This window comes from Streptomyces canarius, from assembly GCF_014650735.1.
Taxonomy (GTDB): Bacteria; Actinomycetota; Actinomycetes; order Streptomycetales; family Streptomycetaceae; genus Streptomyces; species Streptomyces olivaceoviridis.
In genome coordinates this window covers 408025-427618 of record NZ_BMVN01000003.1, presented here as the reverse complement: position 1 = coordinate 427618, position 19594 = coordinate 408025, and the positions used below count along the sequence as shown (strand labels likewise).

General features: G+C 73.1%; 19 protein-coding genes and 1 pseudogene. 9 read left to right on the top strand and 11 right to left on the bottom strand.

The window, feature by feature from the left end:
• Positions 1 to 201 precede the first annotated feature (201 nt).
• A complete protein-coding gene (locus IE294_RS06805; RefSeq protein WP_189883408.1) occupies positions 202 to 834 on the top strand; it encodes a response regulator transcription factor in 633 nt (210 codons plus the stop codon).
• 279 nt (positions 835 to 1113) lie between these two features.
• Here IE294_RS06805 and IE294_RS06800 read toward each other — a convergent pair whose 3' ends face one another.
• Positions 1114 to 1938: a hypothetical protein gene (locus tag IE294_RS06800; RefSeq protein ID WP_189883249.1), complete on the bottom strand. Its 825-nt coding sequence runs from the start codon at positions 1936 to 1938 to the stop codon at positions 1114 to 1116.
• Positions 1935 to 2474, bottom strand: coding sequence for a SigE family RNA polymerase sigma factor (locus tag IE294_RS06795; RefSeq protein WP_189883247.1), 540 nt, complete (start codon positions 2472 to 2474; stop codon positions 1935 to 1937). Before IE294_RS06795 ends, IE294_RS06800 begins: the two co-directional genes overlap by 4 nt.
• A gap of 255 nt (positions 2475 to 2729) precedes the next feature.
• On the opposite strand from IE294_RS06795, the gene IE294_RS06790 reads away from it, so the two are divergent.
• The 5 genes from IE294_RS06790 to IE294_RS06770 all read left to right on the top strand — a co-directional run bounded on the left by IE294_RS06790 (position 2730) and on the right by IE294_RS06770 (position 8268).
• A complete protein-coding gene (locus tag IE294_RS06790; RefSeq protein ID WP_189883245.1) occupies positions 2730 to 4472 on the top strand; it encodes an MFS transporter in 1743 nt (580 codons plus the stop codon).
• 153 nt (positions 4473 to 4625) lie between these two features.
• Positions 4626 to 5276, top strand: a complete 651-nt coding sequence (locus IE294_RS06785) for a class I SAM-dependent methyltransferase (protein ID WP_189883244.1) — start codon at positions 4626 to 4628, stop codon at positions 5274 to 5276.
• A 22-nt stretch (positions 5277 to 5298) separates the two neighbouring features.
• Complete coding sequence (locus IE294_RS06780; protein ID WP_189883242.1) at positions 5299 to 6276, top strand: N-acetylmuramoyl-L-alanine amidase; 978 nt, start codon at positions 5299 to 5301, stop codon at positions 6274 to 6276.
• 116 nt (positions 6277 to 6392) lie between these two features.
• Positions 6393 to 7151, top strand: a complete 759-nt coding sequence (locus IE294_RS06775; protein WP_189883405.1) for a DUF5336 domain-containing protein — start codon at positions 6393 to 6395, stop codon at positions 7149 to 7151.
• 106 nt (positions 7152 to 7257) lie between these two features.
• Positions 7258 to 8268, top strand: a complete 1011-nt coding sequence (locus IE294_RS06770) for an LLM class F420-dependent oxidoreductase (protein WP_189883240.1) — start codon at positions 7258 to 7260, stop codon at positions 8266 to 8268.
• Between the two features lie 173 nt (positions 8269 to 8441).
• Here IE294_RS06770 and IE294_RS06765 read toward each other — a convergent pair whose 3' ends face one another.
• Positions 8442 to 9011 carry a hypothetical protein gene (locus IE294_RS06765; RefSeq protein ID WP_189883237.1) on the bottom strand — a complete coding sequence of 190 codons (570 nt, stop codon included), beginning with the start codon at positions 9009 to 9011 and terminating at the stop codon, positions 8442 to 8444.
• A gap of 173 nt (positions 9012 to 9184) precedes the next feature.
• On the opposite strand from IE294_RS06765, the gene IE294_RS06760 reads away from it, so the two are divergent.
• Positions 9185 to 9478, top strand: a complete 294-nt coding sequence (locus IE294_RS06760) for a hypothetical protein (RefSeq protein ID WP_014672411.1) — start codon at positions 9185 to 9187, stop codon at positions 9476 to 9478.
• A 34-nt stretch (positions 9479 to 9512) separates the two neighbouring features.
• Here the strand turns inward: IE294_RS06760 and IE294_RS06755 are convergent, their stop codons facing one another.
• The 3 genes from IE294_RS06755 to IE294_RS06745 are packed head-to-tail and all read right to left on the bottom strand — an operon-like array spanning position 9513 to position 12726.
• Positions 9513 to 10583, bottom strand: a complete 1071-nt coding sequence (locus IE294_RS06755) for a prenyltransferase/squalene oxidase repeat-containing protein (RefSeq protein WP_189883236.1) — start codon at positions 10581 to 10583, stop codon at positions 9513 to 9515.
• A complete protein-coding gene (locus IE294_RS06750; protein WP_189883234.1) occupies positions 10580 to 11332 on the bottom strand; it encodes a class I SAM-dependent methyltransferase in 753 nt (250 codons plus the stop codon). The genes IE294_RS06755 and IE294_RS06750 overlap by 4 nt, the downstream gene beginning before the upstream one ends.
• Positions 11326 to 12726: a glycosyltransferase family 4 protein gene (locus IE294_RS06745; RefSeq protein WP_189883232.1), complete on the bottom strand. Its 1401-nt coding sequence runs from the start codon at positions 12724 to 12726 to the stop codon at positions 11326 to 11328. Before IE294_RS06745 ends, IE294_RS06750 begins: the two co-directional genes overlap by 7 nt.
• A gap of 220 nt (positions 12727 to 12946) precedes the next feature.
• On the opposite strand from IE294_RS06745, the gene IE294_RS06740 reads away from it, so the two are divergent.
• Positions 12947 to 13564 carry a TetR family transcriptional regulator gene (locus IE294_RS06740; RefSeq protein ID WP_189883230.1) on the top strand — a complete coding sequence of 206 codons (618 nt, stop codon included), beginning with the start codon at positions 12947 to 12949 and terminating at the stop codon, positions 13562 to 13564.
• A 319-nt stretch (positions 13565 to 13883) separates the two neighbouring features.
• On the opposite strand, the gene IE294_RS06735 is transcribed toward IE294_RS06740, so the two are convergent.
• The 3 genes from IE294_RS06735 to IE294_RS06725 all read right to left on the bottom strand — a co-directional run bounded on the left by IE294_RS06735 (position 13884) and on the right by IE294_RS06725 (position 16801).
• Positions 13884 to 14747, bottom strand: a complete 864-nt coding sequence (locus IE294_RS06735; protein ID WP_189883227.1) for a tetratricopeptide repeat protein — start codon at positions 14745 to 14747, stop codon at positions 13884 to 13886.
• Positions 14748 to 15112: 365 nt separating this feature from the next.
• Entirely contained in the window at positions 15113 to 15346 is a 234-nt protein-coding gene (locus IE294_RS06730; RefSeq protein WP_189813109.1) for a ferredoxin, read from the bottom strand.
• Positions 15347 to 15349: 3 nt separating this feature from the next.
• A complete protein-coding gene (locus IE294_RS06725; protein WP_189883225.1) occupies positions 15350 to 16801 on the bottom strand; it encodes an aldehyde dehydrogenase in 1452 nt (483 codons plus the stop codon).
• A 133-nt stretch (positions 16802 to 16934) separates the two neighbouring features.
• Between IE294_RS06725 and IE294_RS06720 the strand changes: the two genes are divergently transcribed.
• A complete protein-coding gene (locus IE294_RS06720) occupies positions 16935 to 17960 on the top strand; it encodes a Strvi_7410 family MBL fold metallo-hydrolase (RefSeq protein ID WP_189883223.1) in 1026 nt (341 codons plus the stop codon).
• Positions 17961 to 18020: 60 nt separating this feature from the next.
• On the opposite strand, the pseudogene IE294_RS06715 reads toward IE294_RS06720, so the two are convergent.
• Together IE294_RS06715 and IE294_RS06705 are read right to left on the bottom strand one after the other, a co-directional pair.
• Positions 18021 to 18500: pseudogene (locus IE294_RS06715) on the bottom strand (pyridine nucleotide-disulfide oxidoreductase); the annotation flags it as partial.
• A gap of 378 nt (positions 18501 to 18878) precedes the next feature.
• A complete protein-coding gene (locus tag IE294_RS06705) occupies positions 18879 to 19472 on the bottom strand; it encodes a helix-turn-helix domain-containing protein (protein WP_014672423.1) in 594 nt (197 codons plus the stop codon).
• Positions 19473 to 19594 lie beyond the last annotated feature (122 nt).

Here is a 19594-nt window from a genome sequence, read left to right as displayed (position 1 = left end):
CTACCGCTGTACCGCCGCCTGCCTCCACCGCCGTACCCCTGCCGACTACCCCTGTCCCCTCGGCTGCCGTATCTCCACCCCCCTGCCCCACAGCCGCCCGCCCCTCCCCGCAGTACCCGTGCGCCCTGTCCGCCCCCGCGTGGGGAAACGCTGAGCTCCTGTCCGGGCCGTCCGGCGTAACCTGTGGCGATGGACGAGGAGATGCCCCGGGACCACCGGCCCGGCACACGCATCCGGGTGCTGCTGGCCGAGGACCAGGGCATGATGCGTGGCGCTCTCGCCCTGCTGCTCGGCATGGAGGAGGACATCGAGGTCGTGGCCCAGCTGGGCTCGGGCGACGGCATCGTGGACGCCGTGCTCACGCACCGGCCGGACGTGGCCCTGCTGGACATCGAGCTGCCGGGCATGAGCGGGCTGGACGCGGCGGCCGAGCTGCGGGACCAGGCTCCCGACTGCCGGGTGCTCATCCTCACCACCTTCGGCCGGCCCGGCTATCTGCGCCGGGCCATGGAGGCCGGAGCGGCCGGGTTCCTCGTCAAGGACGGGCCCGTGGAGGAGCTGGCCGCGGCGATCCGGCGTGTGCTCACCGGGGAGACCGTGGTCGATCCGGCGCTGGCAGCCGCCGCGCTCAGCGCCGGGCCGAATCCGCTGACGCCCCGTGAGCGGGAGGTGCTGACGGCGTCGGTGGACGGGGCGACCGTCGCCGACATCGCCGGCAAGCTGTGCCTGTCCGAGTCGACCGTCCGCAACTACCTCTCCTCCGTGATCGGCAAGACCCGCACCCGCAACCGCGCCGAGGCGGTACGGGAGGCCCGGCAACAGGGCTGGCTCTGAGCGGGGCCTCCCGCACCCCGGCCACTCCGTCACGACCGGCCTCGCGTGGGCCGCCCCCTCCAGGCCGACCGTCGCCGACACCGCCGACGGCCTGCACCTGCCCGAGTCGACCGACCGCTCTGCGCGGGACCTCCCACACCACGCACCCCCGTCACTTCGTCACGACCGGCGTCGCGAAGGCCCCCCTCCAGGCCGACCGTCGCCGACACCGCCGACGGCCTGCACCTGCCCGAGTCGACCGACCGCTCTGCGCGGGACCTCCCACACCACGCACCCCCGTCACTTCGTCACGGCCGCGTTCTCGTAGGCCGTTCCCTTCGGGGCGACGCACACGAACCAGTTCCCTCCCGGGTAGCCCGCCACCGGGCGGATCAGCGCGGTGCCGTCATGGGCGGCGGGGGCGGACCCCGCCGGGCGGGCCACGGTGGAACCGCCGTCCTTCCAGCGGCAGGTGACCTCCCGGGCGGACTTCGCCACATGGCCGACCACCAGCCGCTCGGGGGCCGTGGGGCCGGGCTCCTCCAGGCTGACGGCGGCGGCCATGAGGTCGGTGTCCGAGAGGCGGTCGATCCTCTTGTGCGTGTCGAACATGACCACCAGGGAACGGCCGTCGCCGTAGGACCGCATCGAGAAGTACGACGTCTTCCCGACCAGGTCGGCGGCCCTGTCCACCGCCGGCCGCAGGCCCGCCCGCTTCATGGCGTCGAACTGCCGGTCCGCCTCCCGCACGTCACGCGGCGCGCCCCACACCTCGACCCAGACCCGCCACTGCTTGCCCTGCTCGGTCCCCCGCGCCAGCTCCGTCCGCTGCGGGGCGTACACGTGTCTCTCCTCGGCGGACGCCGGGCCGGGCGCCGTCGGCGTCCCCCGGCCGGCGCGCTCCCCGGGCAGCCCGGCGAAGGCCAGCGTGGCCCCCGTCGAGCCCGCCAGCACCAGGGCGGTGGCCGCCGCCACGGCCCAGCGTCGCGCTCTGCGGCGCCGGCCGCCGCGGATGACGGCCTGGACCGGGGCTATGCCGATCTCGACCTCGTCCGCCGCGTCCGCGAGCAGGAGGGCGATGTCCGTCTGCGTCATGTCGTGGTTCTCCCGGTCCGCGCTCATCACTTCCGCCCTCCGTGCGTCACCATGTCGGCCAGTCCCGGTATGGCGCGGAGTTTCGCGATCCCCTTGGCCGCGTTGCTCTTCACCGTGCCGACCGAGCAGCCCATCGCCTCCGCCGTCTGTGTCTCCGTCAGGTCCTCCCAGTAGCGCAGCACGACCGCCTCCCGCTGCCGGGCGGGCAGTTGCGCGAGCGCCTTGAGCAGGGCGCTGCGGTCGTCGGCCTGGGCGATCCGGTCGCCGGTGTCGGCCACCTCGCGCACCAGGCCGGAGTCGTCCTTCGGCGCCAGGAACTCCCTGAGCCTTCGGCGGTGTCTGCGCGCGTGCGCGTTGATCATCACGCGCCGTACGTACGCCTCCGGGTCGTCCGCGCCGCCGACCCGGCGCCAGGCCACGTAGACCTGTTCGAGCGTCGACTGGACCAGGTCCTCGGCGGCGTGCTGCTCCCCCGTGAGGAGAAATGCCGTGCGCATCAACCGCGGCCAGCGGCCGACCACGAAGCTCTGGAACTCCTCGTTCCGAGTCTGCTTCCCGTCCCCCATGGGCACCTCCTAGATGTCTGAAGGAGTCCATGGGCCGCCCGGACCGTTGCCCCGGTCCGCAGGAGGATTTTCCGCCGCCCTCCCTCCGTCCTTCCCCTCCGTCCTTCCCCTCCGCCCTCCCTCGCCCCCCGCCCTGACGCCGCGTCAGTAACCCATGGATCGGTCAAGAGTTCGTTAGAGGCCCGAAGCAACGGAATAGTTGCCTGTGCATACGAGGTTTACCCAGGACTTATGACACGCGGAAGGCCTCACCCCATGCCAGAGACGACGACCGACCAGCCCACCCGGAAAGCGGGCGGCGCCGTGGTCCCCGTGCTCGCCTTCGCGGGCATCGTGGTCGCGGTGATGCAGACGCTGCTCGTGCCGGTCATCAAGGATCTGCCGCAGCTCCTGGACACCGCCCCCAGCAACGCCACGTGGGTGCTCACCTCGACCCTCCTGTCGGGCGCCGTCGCCACCCCGATCATGGGCCGGCTCGGCGACCTCTACGGCAAGCGCCGCATGCTGGTCCTCAGCCTCGCCGTGATGGTGGTCGGCGCCCTGGTCAGCGCCTTCACCGACCAGCTGCTCACCATGATCGTCGGCCGTACCCTCCAGGGCTTCGCCATGGGCGCGATCCCGCTCGGCATCGGCCTGATGCGCGACATGCTGCCGCGCGAGAAGCTGGGCTCGGCCATGGCCCTGATGAGCTCCTCGATCGGCGTCGGCGGCGGCCTCGCGCTGCCCGCCGCGGCCCTGGTCGCCCAGCACACCGACTGGCACGCCCTGTTCTACGGCGCCGCCGGCCTCGGCGCGCTCGCCATCCTCCTCACCTTCCTCGTCGTCCCCGAGTCCCCGATGCGCGCCGCGGGCTCCTTCGACCTGCTCGGCGCGCTCGGCCTGTCCGCCGGTCTGGTGCTGCTCCTGCTGCCCATCACCAAGGGCAGCGACTGGGGCTGGTCCTCGGGCACGACGCTCGGCCTGTTCGCCGCGGCCGTCGTCGTCCTGCTGCTGTGGGGCCTGTACGAGCTGCGCGTCAAGGCGCCCCTGGTCGACCTGCGCACCACCGCCCGCCGCGAGGTGCTGCTCACCAACCTGGCCTCGATCATGGTCGGCGTCAGCTTCTACGTCGTCTCGCTCGTCCTGCCCCAGCTGCTCCAGCTGCCCACCGCGACCGGCTACGGCCTCGGCCAGTCCATGGTCGTCGCGGGCCTGTGCGTGGCCCCGCTGGGCCTGACGATGATGTTCACCGCCCCGGTGTACGCCCGTCTGTCCGCCCGCTACGGCCCCAAGGTCACCCTGATCACCGGCCTGGTCGTCATCGCGATCGGCTACGGCGGCGGCCTCGGCCTGATGGACGCGGCCTGGCAGACGATCATCACGTCCGTCATCCTCGGCGCGGGCATCGGCCTCGCCTACTCCTCGCTCCCCGCGCTCATCGTCGGCGCGGTCCCGGCCTCGGAGACCGGCGCGGCCAACGGCCTGAACACCCTGATGCGGTCCATCGGCACATCGGTGTCGAGCGCCGTCATCGGCATGGTGCTGGCCAACACCGCGAACAACGTGAACGGCGTCGCCGTCCCGACCATGCACGGGTTCCGGGTGTCCTTCCTGATCGCCACCGCCGCCGTCGCGGTGGGTCTGGTCCTGGCGGTCTTCCTGCCGAGGGCGGCTCGCCCGGCGCAGCACACCCAGCTGCGGGCGAGCAGTGAGGAGGAGGCCAACCTGGAGCGGGCCGAGGAGGTGCTGCGCGGGTTCCGGGGGCGGATCCTGGACGCCGGTGGCGCGCCCGTCGCCCGGGCCAAGGTCACCCTGATCGACCGCCGGGGGCGGCAGGCAGGCGCCACCGTCTCCGCCGAGGACGGCAGCTACGCGCTCGCCGTGCCGGCGCAGGGGGCGTACGTGCTGGCCGCGCGGGCCTTCGGCCACGGGCCGCTGGCCTCCTCGGCGACGCACTCCGGTGAGGAGCGGGCCGTCGCCCTGGACCTGTCGCTGCCCGGGGAGACCGTGAACGCCTGACGGGACGCCCCGGTCCGCCGTCCGGCGGTCGCCGCACCGTCCTGGCCGATCGCGCCGGGTCCCCGCGCCCCTCGCACCGCACCCCCTGTCCATGAGTGACGGGGGGTGCGGCAGCATGGGCGCCCGGACCGACGTACGACCGAAAGGCGCTCCATGCCCGCCGCTCCCCAGCCCGAGATCCTGGCCGCGTTCGAGGCGGCGAAGGGGTTCATGCCCCTCGACGAGGGGCTCGCCCTCTACGACGCCGCCGTCACCGCCGGCCGGCTCGGGCTGCCGCTGCTGGAGGTCGGCACGTACTGCGGACGCTCCACCGTCCTGCTGGCCGACGCCGCGCGCGCGGCCGGGGTCACGGCACTCACCGTCGATCACCACCGGGGCAGCGAGGAGCAGCAGCCCGGCTGGGACTACCACGACCCGGAGACGGTCGATCCCGAGGTCGGCCTGATGGACACGCTGCCCGCCTTCCGGCGCACGCTGTTCAGGGCGGGGCTGGAGGAGCACGTGGTCGCCCTCGTCGGCCGCTCCCCGCAGATCTCGGCGATCTGGAACTCCCCGCTCGGGCTGGTGTTCGTCGACGGCGGCCACACGGACGAGCACGCCACGGCCGACTACGACGGCTGGGCGCCGCACGTGGCCGAGGGCGGGCTGCTGGTCATCCACGACGTCTTCCCCCACCCGGAGGACGAGTTCACCGGCCAGGCGCCGTACCGCGTGTACCTGCGGGCCCTTGGTTCCGGGGCGTTCGCCGAGGTCTCGGCGACCGGCTCGCTGCGTGTCCTGCGGCGAACGGGAGCGGGGATCTGAGGCCCCGGTTAGAGTCGCAGACGTGTCGTACGTTGGTCCGGACTTCGATCCCCCGCAGCCCCGCCGGCCCCGGCGGCGCCCGCTGACCGTGGCGCTCGCCGCCCTGGTGCCCGGGGCGCTGCTCGGCTGGGTGGTGTACGAGGCGGTCGGCGGCGGTGGCGGTGCGGACCGTACGGCCTCCCCCGCGCCGGCGCCGCGCAGCTCCGCGGTGTCCTCCGCCCCGGCCTCCTCCCCGAGCGGCGGGAACGGCGGAAGTGACAGCGGCGGCGGTGACGACGGCAAGGCGTCCGGCTCGCCCTCCGCCCGGCCGGGCGGCTCCGGCCCGCTCAAGGGGAAGGTCGTCGTCATCGACCCGGGGCACAACCCGGGCAACTTCCGGCACACGGCCGAGATCAACCGCCCGGTGGACATCGGGACGAACCGCAAGGAGTGCGACACCACCGGCACCTCCACCAACGACGGTTACACCGAGGCCCGGTTCACGCTCGACGTGGCGCACCGGCTGCGGGACCTGCTGGAGCGGCAGGGCGCCACGGTGAAGCTCACGCGCGACGGCGACAGCCCGGCGTGGGGTCCGTGCGTGGACGAGCGGGCCCGGACCGGCAACACCGCGCGCGCGGACGCGGCGATCTCCGTCCATGCCGACGGCTCCGCCCCCGGCGACCGCGGCTTCCACGTCATCCTGCCGGGTTCCGTGCACGCGGGTGCCGCCGACACCCGTGCCATCGTCGGCCCGTCCCACGATCTCGGGGTGCGCATCGCGGGCACCTTCCTCCGCGAGACGGGGGAGCCGCCCTCCAACTATCTCGGCGACGGTACCGGTCTCGTCACGCGGACGGACCTGGGTGGTCTCAATCTGTCAACGGTTCCGAAGGTGTTCATCGAGTGCGGCAACATGCGCGATAGCAAGGACGCGGCACTGCTGACCAGCGGCGCCTGGCGACAGCGGGCGGCGCAAGGGATCTCTGAGGGAATCGTGAGTTTCCTGCGCGCTTCGTGACCGGCGGGCGGAACCGGCCGGACAGCCGGATCTTGCGGACGATAGTGTCTACCGACGACGAGACGACCTACGAAGGACCTGAAGTGAATATCCGCTCCCTCACTAGAGGCGACGGCGTGGTGATCGGAGCAGCGGTGGTGCTGTTCATCGCGTCGTTCCTCGACTTCTACACCTACTCCGGCTTCGGCGCTGAGGTCAGCCGGAGCGCGTGGGACAACCTGGGCACGGGCCTGGGCACCTACATGGGCGCGGTGATCGGTGCCGTTCTCATCGTCGTCAACCGCTGCCTGCCGCAGCCGCGCAAGGTGGCCGGGCTCGACCTGGCCACGGTCGGCACCGCCTTCGCGATCCTGGCGGCCTGGACGCTGCTGTGGACGCTGATCGACCTCGACAACGTGGACGCCGGCGCCGGCCTCGTCCTCGGGTTCATCGCCGCTCTCGTCCTGTCCGCCGCCGCCATCGCCACCCCGCTGGTGCCCGCCCTCCAGGCTGCCCTGATCCCGGCCCCCAAGCCGGTCGCCCCGCAGCCCTACGGCGCCCAGCCACCCGGTGGTTACGGCTACCCGGGCGCCCAGCCGCAGCAGCCCTACGGTGCGCAGCCGCAGCCGGGGCAGCCGTTCGGGCAGCAGCCGCCGGCCGCGCAGGGTGCCGCCCCGGCGCCGCAGCCGGCCGCCGCGGACTTCTCGCCGTTCTGGTTCGCCGTGCCGGTGCCCCGTCCGCTGTTCTCGGAGGACGGTTCGCCGAACCAGATCGCCGAACTGGCGCCGGGCACCTGGTACCTGGCCGTCGAGCAGCGCGGTGCCGCGCTGGTCGCGCAGACCCAGGACGGCCGCCGCGGCGTGCTCCAGGACACCTCGGGCATCCAGCGCGGCTGATCCGCACCTCCGCATCGCACCGGCCCCTCGCCCTTCCCGGGCGGGGGGCCGTTGTCGTACAGTCGCCTCCCGGCCGGTAACTGACGGTCCGTCAGGAGGTGGGCGCATGCGGCTCGGTCTCGCACTCGGCTACTGGGGACGCGGTCCGGACGCCGGTCATGTGCCGCTCGCCCGGGAGGCGGAGCGGCTCGGCTACGACTCGGTGTGGACGGCCGAGTCCTGGGGCTCGGACGCCTTCACCCCGCTGACCTGGATCGCCGCCCGGACCTCGACGATCAGGCTGGGTACGGCGGTCGCCCAGATGGCCGCCCGCTCACCGGCCGCCACCGCGATGCACGCGCTCACCCTGGACCACCTCTCCGGCGGACGCGTCCTGCTCGGGCTCGGGCTCTCCGGCCCGCAGGTGGTGGAGGGCTGGTACGGCCGCCCGTTCCCGAAGTCGCCGCTGACCGCGACCCGCGAGTACGTGGACGTCGTACGGCAGGTGCTGCGCCGGGAGGCGCCGGTGGCGGTGGACGGGCGGTTCCACCCGCTGCCCTACCGGGGCCCGGACGGCACCGGCCTCGGCAAGCCGCTCAAGCCGATCACCCATCCCCTGCGCCGCGACCTCCCCGTCCTGCTGGGCGCCGAAGGCCCGCGGAACGTCGCCCAGACGGTCCGGATCGCCGACGGCTGGCTGCCGCTGTACTGGGCGCCGAGCCGCCCCGAGGTGTACGGGGACGTGGTGCGCGCGTTGCCGGAGGGGTTCATGGTGGCTCCGCTGACCCGGGTGCGGGTGTGCGACGACGTGGCCGAGGCGCTGCTGCCCGTCAAGGCCATGCTCGGCTTCTACATCGGCGGGATGGGGCACGCGGCCCGCAACTTCCACGCCGATCTGATGGCGCGCATGGGGTACGAGGCCGAGGCCCGGCGGGTCCAGGAGCTGTTCCTCGCCGGGCGCCGGGAGGAGGCCGTGCTGGCCGTGCCGGACGCCTTCGCCGACGAGATCTCCCTGGTCGGTCCGCGCGAACGCGTCGCCGAGCGGCTGGAGTTGTGGCGCCGGGGCCCGGTGACGGACCTGCTGGCCCTGTCACCGGACCCGCACAGCCTGCGGGTGCTGGCCGAGCTGAACTCCTAGGTCCTGTCGTCAAACTCCCGTCGTCCGCCCGGAGGGCGGGCCGCGCGGCGTCAGGTGCGTGCTCTCGGCGCGCCGGGCCCCGGCCCTCGTACTGGATGTACTTGGGTCGGGGCCCGGTGCGGCGAGAGTGCGTGCATGGCGTCGCGCGGCAGACGGGAGTTTGACGACAGGGCCTAGCCCTTGGCGAGCTGGGAGGCGGAGGGCACCTGGTCCTTGACCGGGGCACCGGCGCTCTTGCCCGCGTCCTTGACACCGCCGATGACGTCGCTGAACGAGCTCACCGCGTTCTCGTCGCCCTTGCGGAGCTTGGACGGCAGGTTCTTCAGGGCCTCGATGCCGTTGCTGAGGGGCGCGAGCGCCTTGGAGAGGGTCGGGTCGGCCTTGGCGTTCTTCTGGGCCGCCTTGAGCCGGTTGTAGGTGAAGGCGCCGGCGAGACCGGCCTTGACCAGGGCGGTCTTGCGGCCCTTGGCGCCCTTCTTGAACTTGCCTTCCTTCCAGGGCTTGACGATCCAGTGGTAGGTCGCGCCGGCGGCGAGGCCCGCGTCCAGCACGAAGCGGGTCTTGGCGAACCTGCGCTTCTCCGCGGACGTGGTCGGACTGGGACTGTCGACGGCGGGGACGGCCTGTGCCGCCGAGGTGTCCTTCGTACTGTTCTTCTCGCTGCCTCCACAGGCGGTGGCACCCGCCACCAGGGCGCAGCACAAGGTGAGCGCCACGACGAGGCGCCGTATCGGTACGGGCACGGAGTCCTCCGGACGTGTCCTCCCCGAGCGGTCTGCTTCCTCCGGCAGCCTCGTCCGGGGCGGCGGGGTGCGCCACCCGGGGGACGCCGTCCGGGTGGTGTCCGGGCCGGGTCCGGGTTCGCTCCGGGCTTCCTGGGGGGTTTCACGGCACACCGCCCGGCAATCCGGAGAGTATGTCCCCTCGATATCGCAACGGCGCGAACCAGGCCGGGACGGTCATCGCGGTCGTCGCCGACATCATGGCGCTGATCCTCGGCCTGTGGATCCTGATGTACCTGTTGGACGCGAACCGGGCCAACAGCCTGGTCCAGTTCGTCCATGACGCGGCCTCCTGGCTGGCCGGCTGGTCCCACGACCTCTTCACCTTCGACGAGGCATGGGCCCGGGTGGTCGCCGGATACGGGCTCGCCGCGGTGGTCTACCTGTTCGTGGGCCACGCCATAGCCAACCGGATGCACCGGCACTGACCCGGGCGGACGGCCGGGCCGGACCCCCGCGGGGTCAGCCGCAGCAGTCCGGGTCCAGTCCGGCCGGCAGGTGGTCCCCGCCGAACACCGCGCACGTGGCGTCGTGGCCGCCCAGCGCGGCCACGGCCAGCAGCAGCGAGCCGGCCGTCCAGGTGGTCAGCTCGCGGGGCCAGACGGCGTCGTCGTCGAAGACGTAGCCCGTCCAGTACAGGCCGCTGTCCGCGTCCCGCAGGTGCTGGATGGACTGGAGGATCTCCAGGGCCCGGTCGGACTCGCCCATCACCCACAGGGCCAGGGCGAGTTCGCTGGACTCGCCGCCGGTCACCCAGGGGTTCGGGACCACGCAGCGCACCCCGAGGCCGGGGACGACGAACCGGTCCCAGTCCGCCTCGATACGGGCCTTGGCCTCCGCTCCGGTGAGCGCGCCGCCGAGGACCGGGTAGTACCAGTCCATCGAGTAGCGGTCCTTGTCCAGGAAGCGCTCCGGGTGGCGGCGGATCGCGTGGCGGAGGGACCCGGCGGCCAACTCCCAGTCCGGCTGCGGCTCCTCGCGTTCCTCGGCGATGGCGAGCGCGCACCGCAGGGCGTGGTGGACGGAGGAGCTGCCCGTCAGCAGCGCGTCCGTCGTCGCGGTGCCGTCGTCCTCCCGGCGCCAGCCGATCTGGCCGCCGGGCTGCTGGAGCCGCAGCACCCATTCGACGGCCGCGTAGACGGTCGGCCACATGCGGTCCAGGAACGTGTCGTCGCCCGTGGACAGGTAGTGGTGCCAGACGCCGACGGCTATGTAGGCGACGAAGTTGGACTCGCGGGCGCGGTCGGTGACCTCGTCGTGGGCGCCGTCGGCGTAGGCGGCGTACCAGGAACCGTCCTCGTTCTGGTGCCGGGCGAGCCAGCCGTACGCCCGCTCGGCGGCCTCGTGCTCACCGGCCGCGTCCAGGGCCATCGCGGCCTCGGTGTGGTCCCACGGGTCGAGGTGATGCCCGCGGAACCACGGGATCGCGCCGTCCTCCCGCTGCACGGCCAGGATGCCGGCGACGGTCGCGGCGGCCTGCTCGGCGGTGAGGACCCCGGGCAGGACGAGGTGTTCTGTCCGGGGGGTGGTCACTCGGCGGCCACCCCGTCGGTCTCGGCGAGCCGGGGCAGGTGCGGCTTGGTCGCGTAGACCACGAAGCTCTTGCCGATCAGCGGGTTGAGCGCCTGCTCGGCGAGCCGGGTGGCGAGCGGCTTCTTCATGATGTCCCAGACCAGCAGCTTGTGGTACGCCCGCACCGGCAGCGCCTTGTCGTTGTCGACGCCGAACGCGCACTTCAGCCACCAGTACGGCGAGTGCAGCGCGTGCGCGTGGTGGCTGCCGTACGGCTTCAGCCCGGCCCCGCGGACCTTCGCGACCAGCTCGTCGGCCTTGTAGATGCGGATGTGGCCGCCCTCGACCTCGTGGTAGGCGTCGGACAGCGCCCAGCAGACCTTCTCGGGGCCGTAGCGCGGCACGGTGATCGCGATGCGCCCGCCCGGCCTGAGCACGCGGACCATCTCCGCGAGCACGCCCTTGTCGTCGGGGATGTGCTCCATCACCTCGGAGATGATGACGACGTCGAAGGACTCGTCGGGGAAGGGCAGGGCGAGGGCGTCGCCCTCCATCGCCGTGGCGGTGGCGCCCTCCGGTGCCTCCCCGGCCTCCTTCATCGCCGCGAACCACTTGGCGACCTCGCGGATCTCCTCGCCGTTCTGGTCCAGGGCCACGACCTGGGCTCCGCGCCGGTAGCACTCGAAGGCGTGCCGGCCGGCTCCGCAGCCGAGGTCCAGGACACGGTCGCCGGGGGCGAGCGGGAACCGGGAGAAGTCGACGGTCAGCACGTGGCCCTGCTTTCGGAGGAGACGCCTGCAACACTTGCCGGGGCCGCGGAGCGGCCGGGGGTCTGGGCCGCGGAGCGGCTCGGGGAGTGGCCCGCGGAGCGGGCGATGGCCTCCCGGTAGTGGGCCACGGTGCCCTCGGCCGCGCGGGCCCAGGTGAAGCGGTCCAGCACCCGCCGGCGGCCCGCCTGGCCGAGGCGCGCCCGCAGCTCCGGGTCCCCGAGCAGCCGGTTCAGCCCGGCGGCCAGCGCCCCGGCGTCACCGGGCGGTACGGCCACGCAGGTCTCGCCGTCCGGCCCCGCGACCTCGGGGATCGCGCCGCCGGTGGTGGCGACCAGCGGGGTGCCGGTGGCCATGGCCTCGGCGGCGGGCAGCGAGAAGCCCTCGTACAGGGACGGCACACAGGCCACCTGGGCGGAACGGATCAGGTCGACCAGCTCGGCGTCGGAGATGCCCTTGACGAAGTCGACGGCGCCTTCGAGGCCGTACCGCTCGATCGCCTGCGCGACGGGGCCCTCCTGCGGGCGCTTGCCGACGACGACGAGGTGGGCGGCGGGGTGCTCGGTGCGGACCTTGGCGAGCGCCTCCACGAGGAACACCAGCCCCTTCAGCGGCACGTCGGCGCTGGAGGTGGTGACGATCCGGCCCGGCACCTCGTCGACGGCCGGGTCCGGCGCGAACAGGTCGGTGTCGGCGCCGATGTGGACGACGTGGACCCGCTCGTCCCGGACGCCGAGATGGTCCACGATCTCCTGGCGCGAGCTGCCGGAGACGGTGAGGATCGAGGGCAGCCGGCGGGCGACGCGCTTCTGCATGCGGGTGAAGGCGTACCAGCGGCGCACCGAGTAGCGGCGCTGCCAGGTGTCGGCGGCGTCCAGTTCCAACTGCCGGTCCACGGTGATGGGGTGGTGGACCGTGGTGACCAGGGGCGTGCCGATGTCGCCCAACAGGCCGTAGCCCAGGGTCTGGTTGTCGTGGACGACGTCGAACTCGCCGCGCCGGGCGCGCAGATGCCGGCGGGCGCGCAGCGAGAAGGTCAGCGGCTCGGGGAAGCCGCCGGTCCACATGGTCCCGACCTCCAGGGCGTCGATCCAGTCCCGGTACTCCTCCCGCTTCGGGGTGCGGAAGGGGTCGGGCTGGCGGTAGAGGTCGAGGCTGGGCAGCTCGGTGAGGGTGAGGCCGGGGTAGCCCTCGTCGAGGACGGGGTACGGCTGGGAGCCGATGACCTCCACGCGGTGGCCGAGGCGGGCCAGCTCCCGCGAGAGGTGTCGTACGTAGACGCCCTGGCCCCCGCAGAACGGGTTCCCTTTATAGGTGAGGAGCGCGATGTCGAGCGGTCGTCCGCCGTCGGCAGCGGGTTCCTGGCCGGCACCCGCTTCCCGGGCCTCAGCGGTCACTCCGTGCCCCCTTCTGCCTGCACTGTCCCGCGAGACTACGACGGGACGCTAATCTAGAACAAGTTTCAGACTTGATCGTTCAGGAGGCTCTGAATCTACCGGCAGGTAGGGGCGCTGTGAGCAGTGGATCAGGTGATTCGCGCCACGGCGCGCCCCCTGCCATCCTGTCCGATCACGAGCCCAACAGACGGCCTCACCGACTGTCACGGAACGGGGACCCATGCCTGCGGAAGCCAGCACCTCGCGTCCGGCCTCGCCCCTCACCGAGCGGCAGGAGGCCCGCCGCCGCAGGATTCTGCACGCGAGCGCGCAGCTGGCCAGCCGGGGCGGGTTCGACGCCGTCCAGATGCGTGAGGTCGCGGAGTCGTCGCAGGTGGCCCTCGGCACGCTGTACCGCTACTTCCCGTCCAAGGTGCATCTCCTGGTCGCCACCATGCAGGACCAGCTGGACCACATGCACGGGACCCTGCGCAGGAAGCCCCCGGCGGGCGACACGGCCGCCGAGCGGGTCGCGGAGACCCTGATGCGGGCCTTCCGCGCCCTCCAGCGCGAGCCGCACCTGGCCGACGCGATGGTCCGCGCCCTCACCTTCGCCGACCGCAGTGTCTCGCCCGAGGTCGACCAGGTCTCCCGCCAGACGACGGCGATCATCCTGGACGCGATGGGGCTGGCGGACCCCACCCCCGAGCAGCTCTCCGCGGTCCGGGTCATCGAGCACACCTGGCACTCGGCCCTCATCACCTGGCTGTCGGGCCGCGCCTCCATCGCCCAGGTGAAGATCGACATCGAGACGGTGTGCCGGCTGATCGACCTGACGGAGCCGACGGGGCACCGATGACGCGGGCACGGCCGCGGGGCACACGAAGAGCCCGGGGCACGTGAGGACCCCGGGCACGTGAAACCTACGAGACGGGTTCCCTTCGCCGGTATGGTCCGGATCAGGTCCTAGGGGTCGCCGTCCGGCCTGACTGCTGCCTTCCAGCCTCTCAGCCCTACCGTCGCTGTCGGCCCGGGCGGATGCCTGCGCATCCCGCCTGAGTCGGCTACTCCGGTCGGACTCCCTCACTCGTCCCGTAGGCTGATACCAGCATAGAACGGATACCGCGCGGCGGAACCCCTCATTTCCGACCAATTCCCCCCAATAGTGCCACCTTCGGTCAGCCGACCAAGGTCAGCCCGCTCCAGCTCCGGCCGGTCGGCGTCTGCGCCGCCCACTGGCCGAGCAGGCGGCGGGCCTCCTCCTCGGGCGCCCCGAAGGACACCTGCTGGGCACCCGCGTGGGTCTTCCGCTCCTGCTCGTGCGTGCCTTCGCTACAACAGGCGCACAGGACCTCGAAGCCGCTCGCCGGCTCGGCGCCGTAGCCGTGCCGGTCGAAGAGCTCGACCAGGGCGTCGAGGTCGGCCACCTCGCCCGCGTTCACCGTCGCGGTCAGCGTCGTGAGCTCGGAGGTCTGGAAGAGGAGGAGTTCCTCGAAGACGGGGTATTCGCGCCCCTCGATGACCCGGTGCCCCTTCGGCTCCCCGTCGTGGACGACGATCTCGCCGAAGCGGCGTCCGCCGGTCACCGGCACGTTCATCACCCGGCCGCGCGTCGGACAGAGCCGGTCGATCCAGACGACCTCCCGCTCCCCGTCCGTGTCCAGCCGGACGCACGCCGGCCCGAACCGCCCGTCGATCTCGCCCTCCCCCGGCGGCAGTTGGATACCGAAGCCCTCCCAGGCGTCCCTGGCCGTCGCCCAGTCGCGCCGGATGGTCGCCGCGATGCCGAGGTTCCAGTACGCCGGATCGCCCTCACCCCGAGGAGCCCGGGCGGCGGCCTCGCGCCCCAGCTCGTACGCCTTCTGCCAGTCGCGCAGGAACTTGTGGGCGAGCGCGGCGTCGTACCACCACACCGGGCTCTTCGACGTGTCCGGGTAGTGCGCGAGGACCCGCTCGAACAGCCCGGCGGCGGTCAGCCAGTCCTCGGCGTCCCATGCCTCGTACGCCTGGACGATCAACTGCTCGGCCTCGGACGTGTCCACTCTTCCCCACCCTGCTCGCCACTTCGGCACACCGGAACCGCAGGAGCGTACCCCGCGACTGCCCCACCCGACGTGCCCGGCGGTCCGTGGGGCCCATCGCCCGGAGCGCCGGCCATGTGAGAGCGCCGGTGTTCCGCACGGGGAGGAGCCGGCCGCCCAACGGGCCGTCACCGGGAACAAGGGCCTGGAGCACCTTCCGGCCGGACGGCGGCCGGCCGCCCGGCGCACGAGGGACGGGGCGGAGACGACCCAGGAAGAGCGGAAGCCCGCGTGGCGGCAGGTCCTGGAGCGCCGCGGGCTCCAGGACGTGGAGCTCCTGATCCTGCCTCCCGTGTCCGACGTGACACGGGTGCTGCCGCCGCGCCCTACTCCTCGGGCGGGAACACCGCCTCCCCGCTGCCCAGCAACGTGATCACGATCGCCTCCACCGGGCAGTTCTCGGCCGCCGCCAGGATCTGCTCGGCCGCGTCCGTGTCCGGTTCCGCCGGGTGGGACTGGCGGGCCGAGTCGAGGCGGAAGTCGTCCGGGGCGTGGTGACGGCACTGGGCCGAGCCGATGCACAGCGACCGGTCGACCTCGACGTGCCAGCGGTCGCCCATGGGCTACGCCCCCGCCGGGAGGTGGATCATCTTGTGCTCCAGGTACGCGCCGTACCCCTCCGGGCCGAACTCCCGCCCCAGGCCGGAGTTCTTGTAGCCGCCGAACGGGCCGAGCATGTCCAGGCTGAAGGTGTTGACGGAGTAGGTGCCGGTGCGGACCTGCCGGGCGATGTCGATGCCGTGCTCGACGTCCGCCGTCCACACGCTGCCGGAGAGGCCGTAGTCCGAGTCGTTGGCGATCTTCACCGCCTCGGACTCGTCGCCGTACGGCAGCAGGCAGATGACCGGGCCGAAGATCTCCTCGCGGGCGATGCGCATCGCGTTGTCGACGTCGCCGAAGAGGGTGGGTTCGACGTACCAGCCGCGCTCCAGTCCGTCCGGACGGCCGCCGCCGGTGAGGATCTTGGCGCCCTCCTCCTGGCCGATGCGGATGTAGTCCAGGTTGCGCTGCTGCTGGCGCCGGGCGACCAGCGGGCCGACCTGGGTGGCCGGGTCGAGCGGGTCCCCGACGACGAGGGCGCGGGCCGCCTGCGCGAAGGCGTCGGCGAAGTCGGCGTAGCGGGCGCGCGGGACGAGGATGCGGGTCTGGGCGACACAGGCCTGCCCGTTGTTCATCCAGGCCGCCGGGACGATCCCGGAGACGGCCGCCTCCAGGTCCGCGTCCGGCAGCACCAGCGCCGCCGACTTGCCGCCCAGCTCCAGCGTGACCCGGGTCAGCCGGCGCGCGGCGACCTCCATCACGCGCTTGCCGGCCGGGACCGAGCCCGTGAAGGAGACCTTGTCGACGCCGGGGTGCCCGACCAGGTACTCGCTGACCTCGCGGTCGGCGGGGAGGATGGACAGCACGCCCTCGGGCAGGCCCGCCTCGCGGGCGATCCCGCCCAGCAGGTACGCGTCCAGCGGGGACTCCGGGGACGGCTTGAGGACGACCGTGCAGCCGGCCAGCAGCGCGGGCGCCAGCTTGGCGGCGGCGACGAACTGCGGGACGTTCCACGGGACGACGGCGGCGACCACGCCGACCGGCTCGCGGCGGACCAGGAGCGGGCCCAGGACGCCGTCCCGGCGTTCCTCGTGGGTGAAGTCCCGGGCGACCCGGATCGCCGCGTCCCACACCATCATCGCGCCGAGCGCCTGGGCGAGGACGCTCCAGGAGTACGGCGAGCCGTTCTCTGACGAGATCACCCGGGCGATCTCCTCGTGCCGGGCGGCGATGCCGTCCTTGATGCGCGTGACGACCTCGATCCGCTCCTCCAGGCCGGCGCGCGGCCAGGGGCCCTCGTCGAAGGCGCGGCGCGCGACGGCCACGGCCCGGTCGACGTCCGCCCGGGAGGCGTGCGGCACCCGGCCGATGACCTCCTCGGTGTGCGGTGAGATCACCTCGATGACGTCCCGGCCCAGCGGGTCGGTCAACTCCCCGCCGATGAACAGCTGTCCGTGTTCCACGAGCTCGGTCATGGCCGACTGCCTCCCGCCGCACCGCACCGCATCCGTCGTTTCTGACACTGTTTCAGAACTGATATCAGTTCTAGTTATAGTGGGCAATGGCCCCGGGGGCGGCGGGGCGGACGGGTGGAGGGGCGGAGAGCGGATGGCGACGACGTTCGATCACGGCGGGGGCGTACGGTCCGTCCGGGTGCCCATCCCGGACAACCCCCTCGGCCACACGCTGGTGTACGTGGTGGACACCGGCCGGGGCCCGGTGCTGATCGACACCGGCTGGGACGACCCCGGCTCCTGGGACACGCTGGTGGCGGGGCTCGCGGCCTGCGGTACGGCGGTCGGGGAGGTCCACGGCGTCGTCATCACCCACCACCACCCGGACCACCACGGCCTGTCGGCGCGGGTCCGCGAGGCGTCCGGCGCCTGGGTGGCGCTGCACGCGGCCGACGCGGCGATCGTGCGCCGGACGCGGGAGACCCGGCCGGGGCGGTGGTTCTCGTACATGGCGGCCAAGCTCACGGCCGCCGGGGCGCCCGAGGAGCATGTGGCGCCGCTGCGGGCGCCCCGCGCCCGCACCCTGCCCGGCCTCTCCCCCGCCCTGCCGGACCGGGAGATCGTCCCCGGTGAGCTCCTGGACCTGCCGGGCCGGCGGCTGCGCGCGATCTGGACCCCGGGGCACACGCCGGGCCACGTCTGCCTGCACCTGGAGGAGGAGCACCCGGCCCGACTGCCCGGCCGGGGGCGCCTGTTCAGCGGCGACCACCTGCTGCCGGAGATCACCCCGCACATCGGCCTGTACGAGGACCCCGACGACGCGACGGTCACCGATCCCCTCGGCGACTACCTCGACTCCCTGGAGCGGATCGGCCGGCTCACCCCCGCCGAGGTCCTCCCGGCCCACCAGCACCCCTTCACCGACGCCCCGGGCCGCGTCCGGGCGCTGCTCGACCACCACGAGAGCCGCTTGGCGGGCCTCCTCACCCTCCTCGCCGAGCCCCTCACCCCCTGGCAGCTCGCCGAGCGCATGGCATGGAACCGCCCCTGGGCCGACATCCCCCACGGCTCCCGCACCATCGCCGTCTCGGAGGCGGAGTCCCACCTGCGCCGCCTGGTGAAACTGGGCCGCGCGGAACCGGTGCCGGGGAGCGAGCCGGTGACGTACGTGGCGGTGTGAAGCACCTCCCGTTCGGCGGGCCGACCCCCCAGGCGGCACCGGCCCGTCGAGGCCGTCAGGTCAGTCCAGCCCCGCCGCCTCCCGTTCCGTCCGTGTCAGCGGCGGGCCCGGCAGGGGGCCCTTGCGGGAGCCGAAGGAGAGGGTCCAGAGCATGTCCGGGGCGAACAGGCGGGCCGCCGGGGTGCGCAGGCTCATGACGTCCAGCAGGCCGCGCAGGGCGCGCGGGTTCTCGGAGCCGGCGGCCACGGCCCTGTCGACGTAGGCGGTGAGGAGGCGTTCGACGGTGGCCGGCGGCTGGGGCGCGGCCCCGGGGTAGTAGGCGTCCTGGCCGACCGCGAGGTTCCACGCGTTGCCGACCGGCCGGGCCACCGCGCGCTGGATCCGGCGGGCGGTGCCGGGCGCGGTGGGGCCGTACCGGTCGAGGGTCCGGCCGAGGGCGAGCGCGCTCTGCGCGGCGACGGACAGGCCGTGGCCGTAGACCGGGTTGTAGCCGGCGACGGCGTCCCCGAGGACGGCGAAGCCCTCCGGCCAGGTCCCGGCGGGCGGGCCGGAGGGGTAGTGCACGTCCAGCGTGCCGTAGTGGATGTGCCCGATCTCGTGCCCGGCGATGACGAACTTGTGCGGGTCCGGGGCCCGGTCCTCGACCACGACGATGTAGTCCTCGTCCCGGCGAGGGTGATCCCGGAGACGTCCAGGCCCGGCGGGAAGGTGACGAACTTCAGCCGGACCGGGCGGTCGAGCTGCGGGCTGAGCGTGGCGCACAGCGCGTGCAGGAACGCCTCCGGGCCGGTCGGCGGGGTGAGGGTGCGGACGGTGTCGCGTACGAGCCGGTCGAGGAAGCGCCTCGGGGACCTGGAGTGCTTCGGCGGGCGCGCCAGCCGCGGGTACGGCGCCGGCTTCGGGGCCCTGGCGCTCGGTTCACGCACGCCCGGCGTCCTCGGCCCGCTCGGAGGCGATGATCATCTCGGCCAGGTCGGCGAGGGTGGCGAGCTGCCGGGCGTTCATCTGCGGGGCCCGGGCGGCCAGTCGCACCAGCCCGCTCTCGCGCAGCCGCAGCAGCGGGTCCGCCTCCGCCTCCAGGCTCTGCAACACCGGTTGCAGCGCCTCGTGCAGCGCCTCCGGCTCGTCCGCCGTGAAGAAGCCCGCGGGCAGGCCGAAGAACCGGCGCAGCCGGTCGGCGTGTTCCAGGCTCGGCATCCCGCTCTTGCGCCACTCGCTGAGCCACTGCCGGCTGGTTCCGGCGATCCTGGCCAGCTCGTCCAGCGAGTACCGCTTGCCGTCCGGCCGGCGCCGGGTCTCCCGGATGAAGTCCAGCCGCTGGCGCACGCGTTCGGCCAGGCAGGTCTCGGGGGCCCGGCCGCCGGAGAGCAGGTCGACGACGACGCCGACGGGGATGCCCGTGCGGTGGGAGAGGCCGGCCACGTCCAGGACCTCCGGCAACCGTCCGGGCCGGCCGGTCAACTCGCCGAGCCGGTCGAGGACATCGGCCAGCGAGGCGTAGGCGTCACTCACCGAGGTCCCCCCTGGGCGTGTCGTCCGTTCGGTGGCTGGGCTGACGGCGAGGCTACCCGTTCGCCCGTTCGGCGACCAGACGTGACAACGCTCCCTGCCTAATTAGGCAGCTATCGTTGACA

Bases quoted from the DNA above. Each gene is read 5' to 3' on its own strand.
- IE294_RS06805 (WP_189883408.1), top strand. From the start codon at position 202: ATGCCCCGGGACCACCGGCCCGGCACACGCATCCGGGTGCTGCTGGCC.
- IE294_RS06730 (WP_189813109.1), bottom strand. From the start codon at position 15,346: ATGGGCGACCGCTGGCACGTCGAGGTCGACCGGTCGCTGTGCATCGGC.
- IE294_RS06760 (WP_014672411.1), top strand. From the start codon at position 9,185: ATGTCCCCTCGATATCGCAACGGCGCGAACCAGGCCGGGACGGTCATC.
- IE294_RS06725 (WP_189883225.1), bottom strand. From the start codon at position 16,801: ATGACCGAGCTCGTGGAACACGGACAGCTGTTCATCGGCGGGGAGTTG.
- IE294_RS06720 (WP_189883223.1), top strand. From the start codon at position 16,935: ATGGCGACGACGTTCGATCACGGCGGGGGCGTACGGTCCGTCCGGGTG.
- IE294_RS06795 (WP_189883247.1), bottom strand. From the start codon at position 2,474: ATGGGGGACGGGAAGCAGACTCGGAACGAGGAGTTCCAGAGCTTCGTG.
- IE294_RS06740 (WP_189883230.1), top strand. From the start codon at position 12,947: ATGCCTGCGGAAGCCAGCACCTCGCGTCCGGCCTCGCCCCTCACCGAG.
- IE294_RS06790 (WP_189883245.1), top strand. From the start codon at position 2,730: ATGCCAGAGACGACGACCGACCAGCCCACCCGGAAAGCGGGCGGCGCC.
- IE294_RS06770 (WP_189883240.1), top strand. From the start codon at position 7,258: ATGCGGCTCGGTCTCGCACTCGGCTACTGGGGACGCGGTCCGGACGCC.
- IE294_RS06785 (WP_189883244.1), top strand. From the start codon at position 4,626: ATGCCCGCCGCTCCCCAGCCCGAGATCCTGGCCGCGTTCGAGGCGGCG.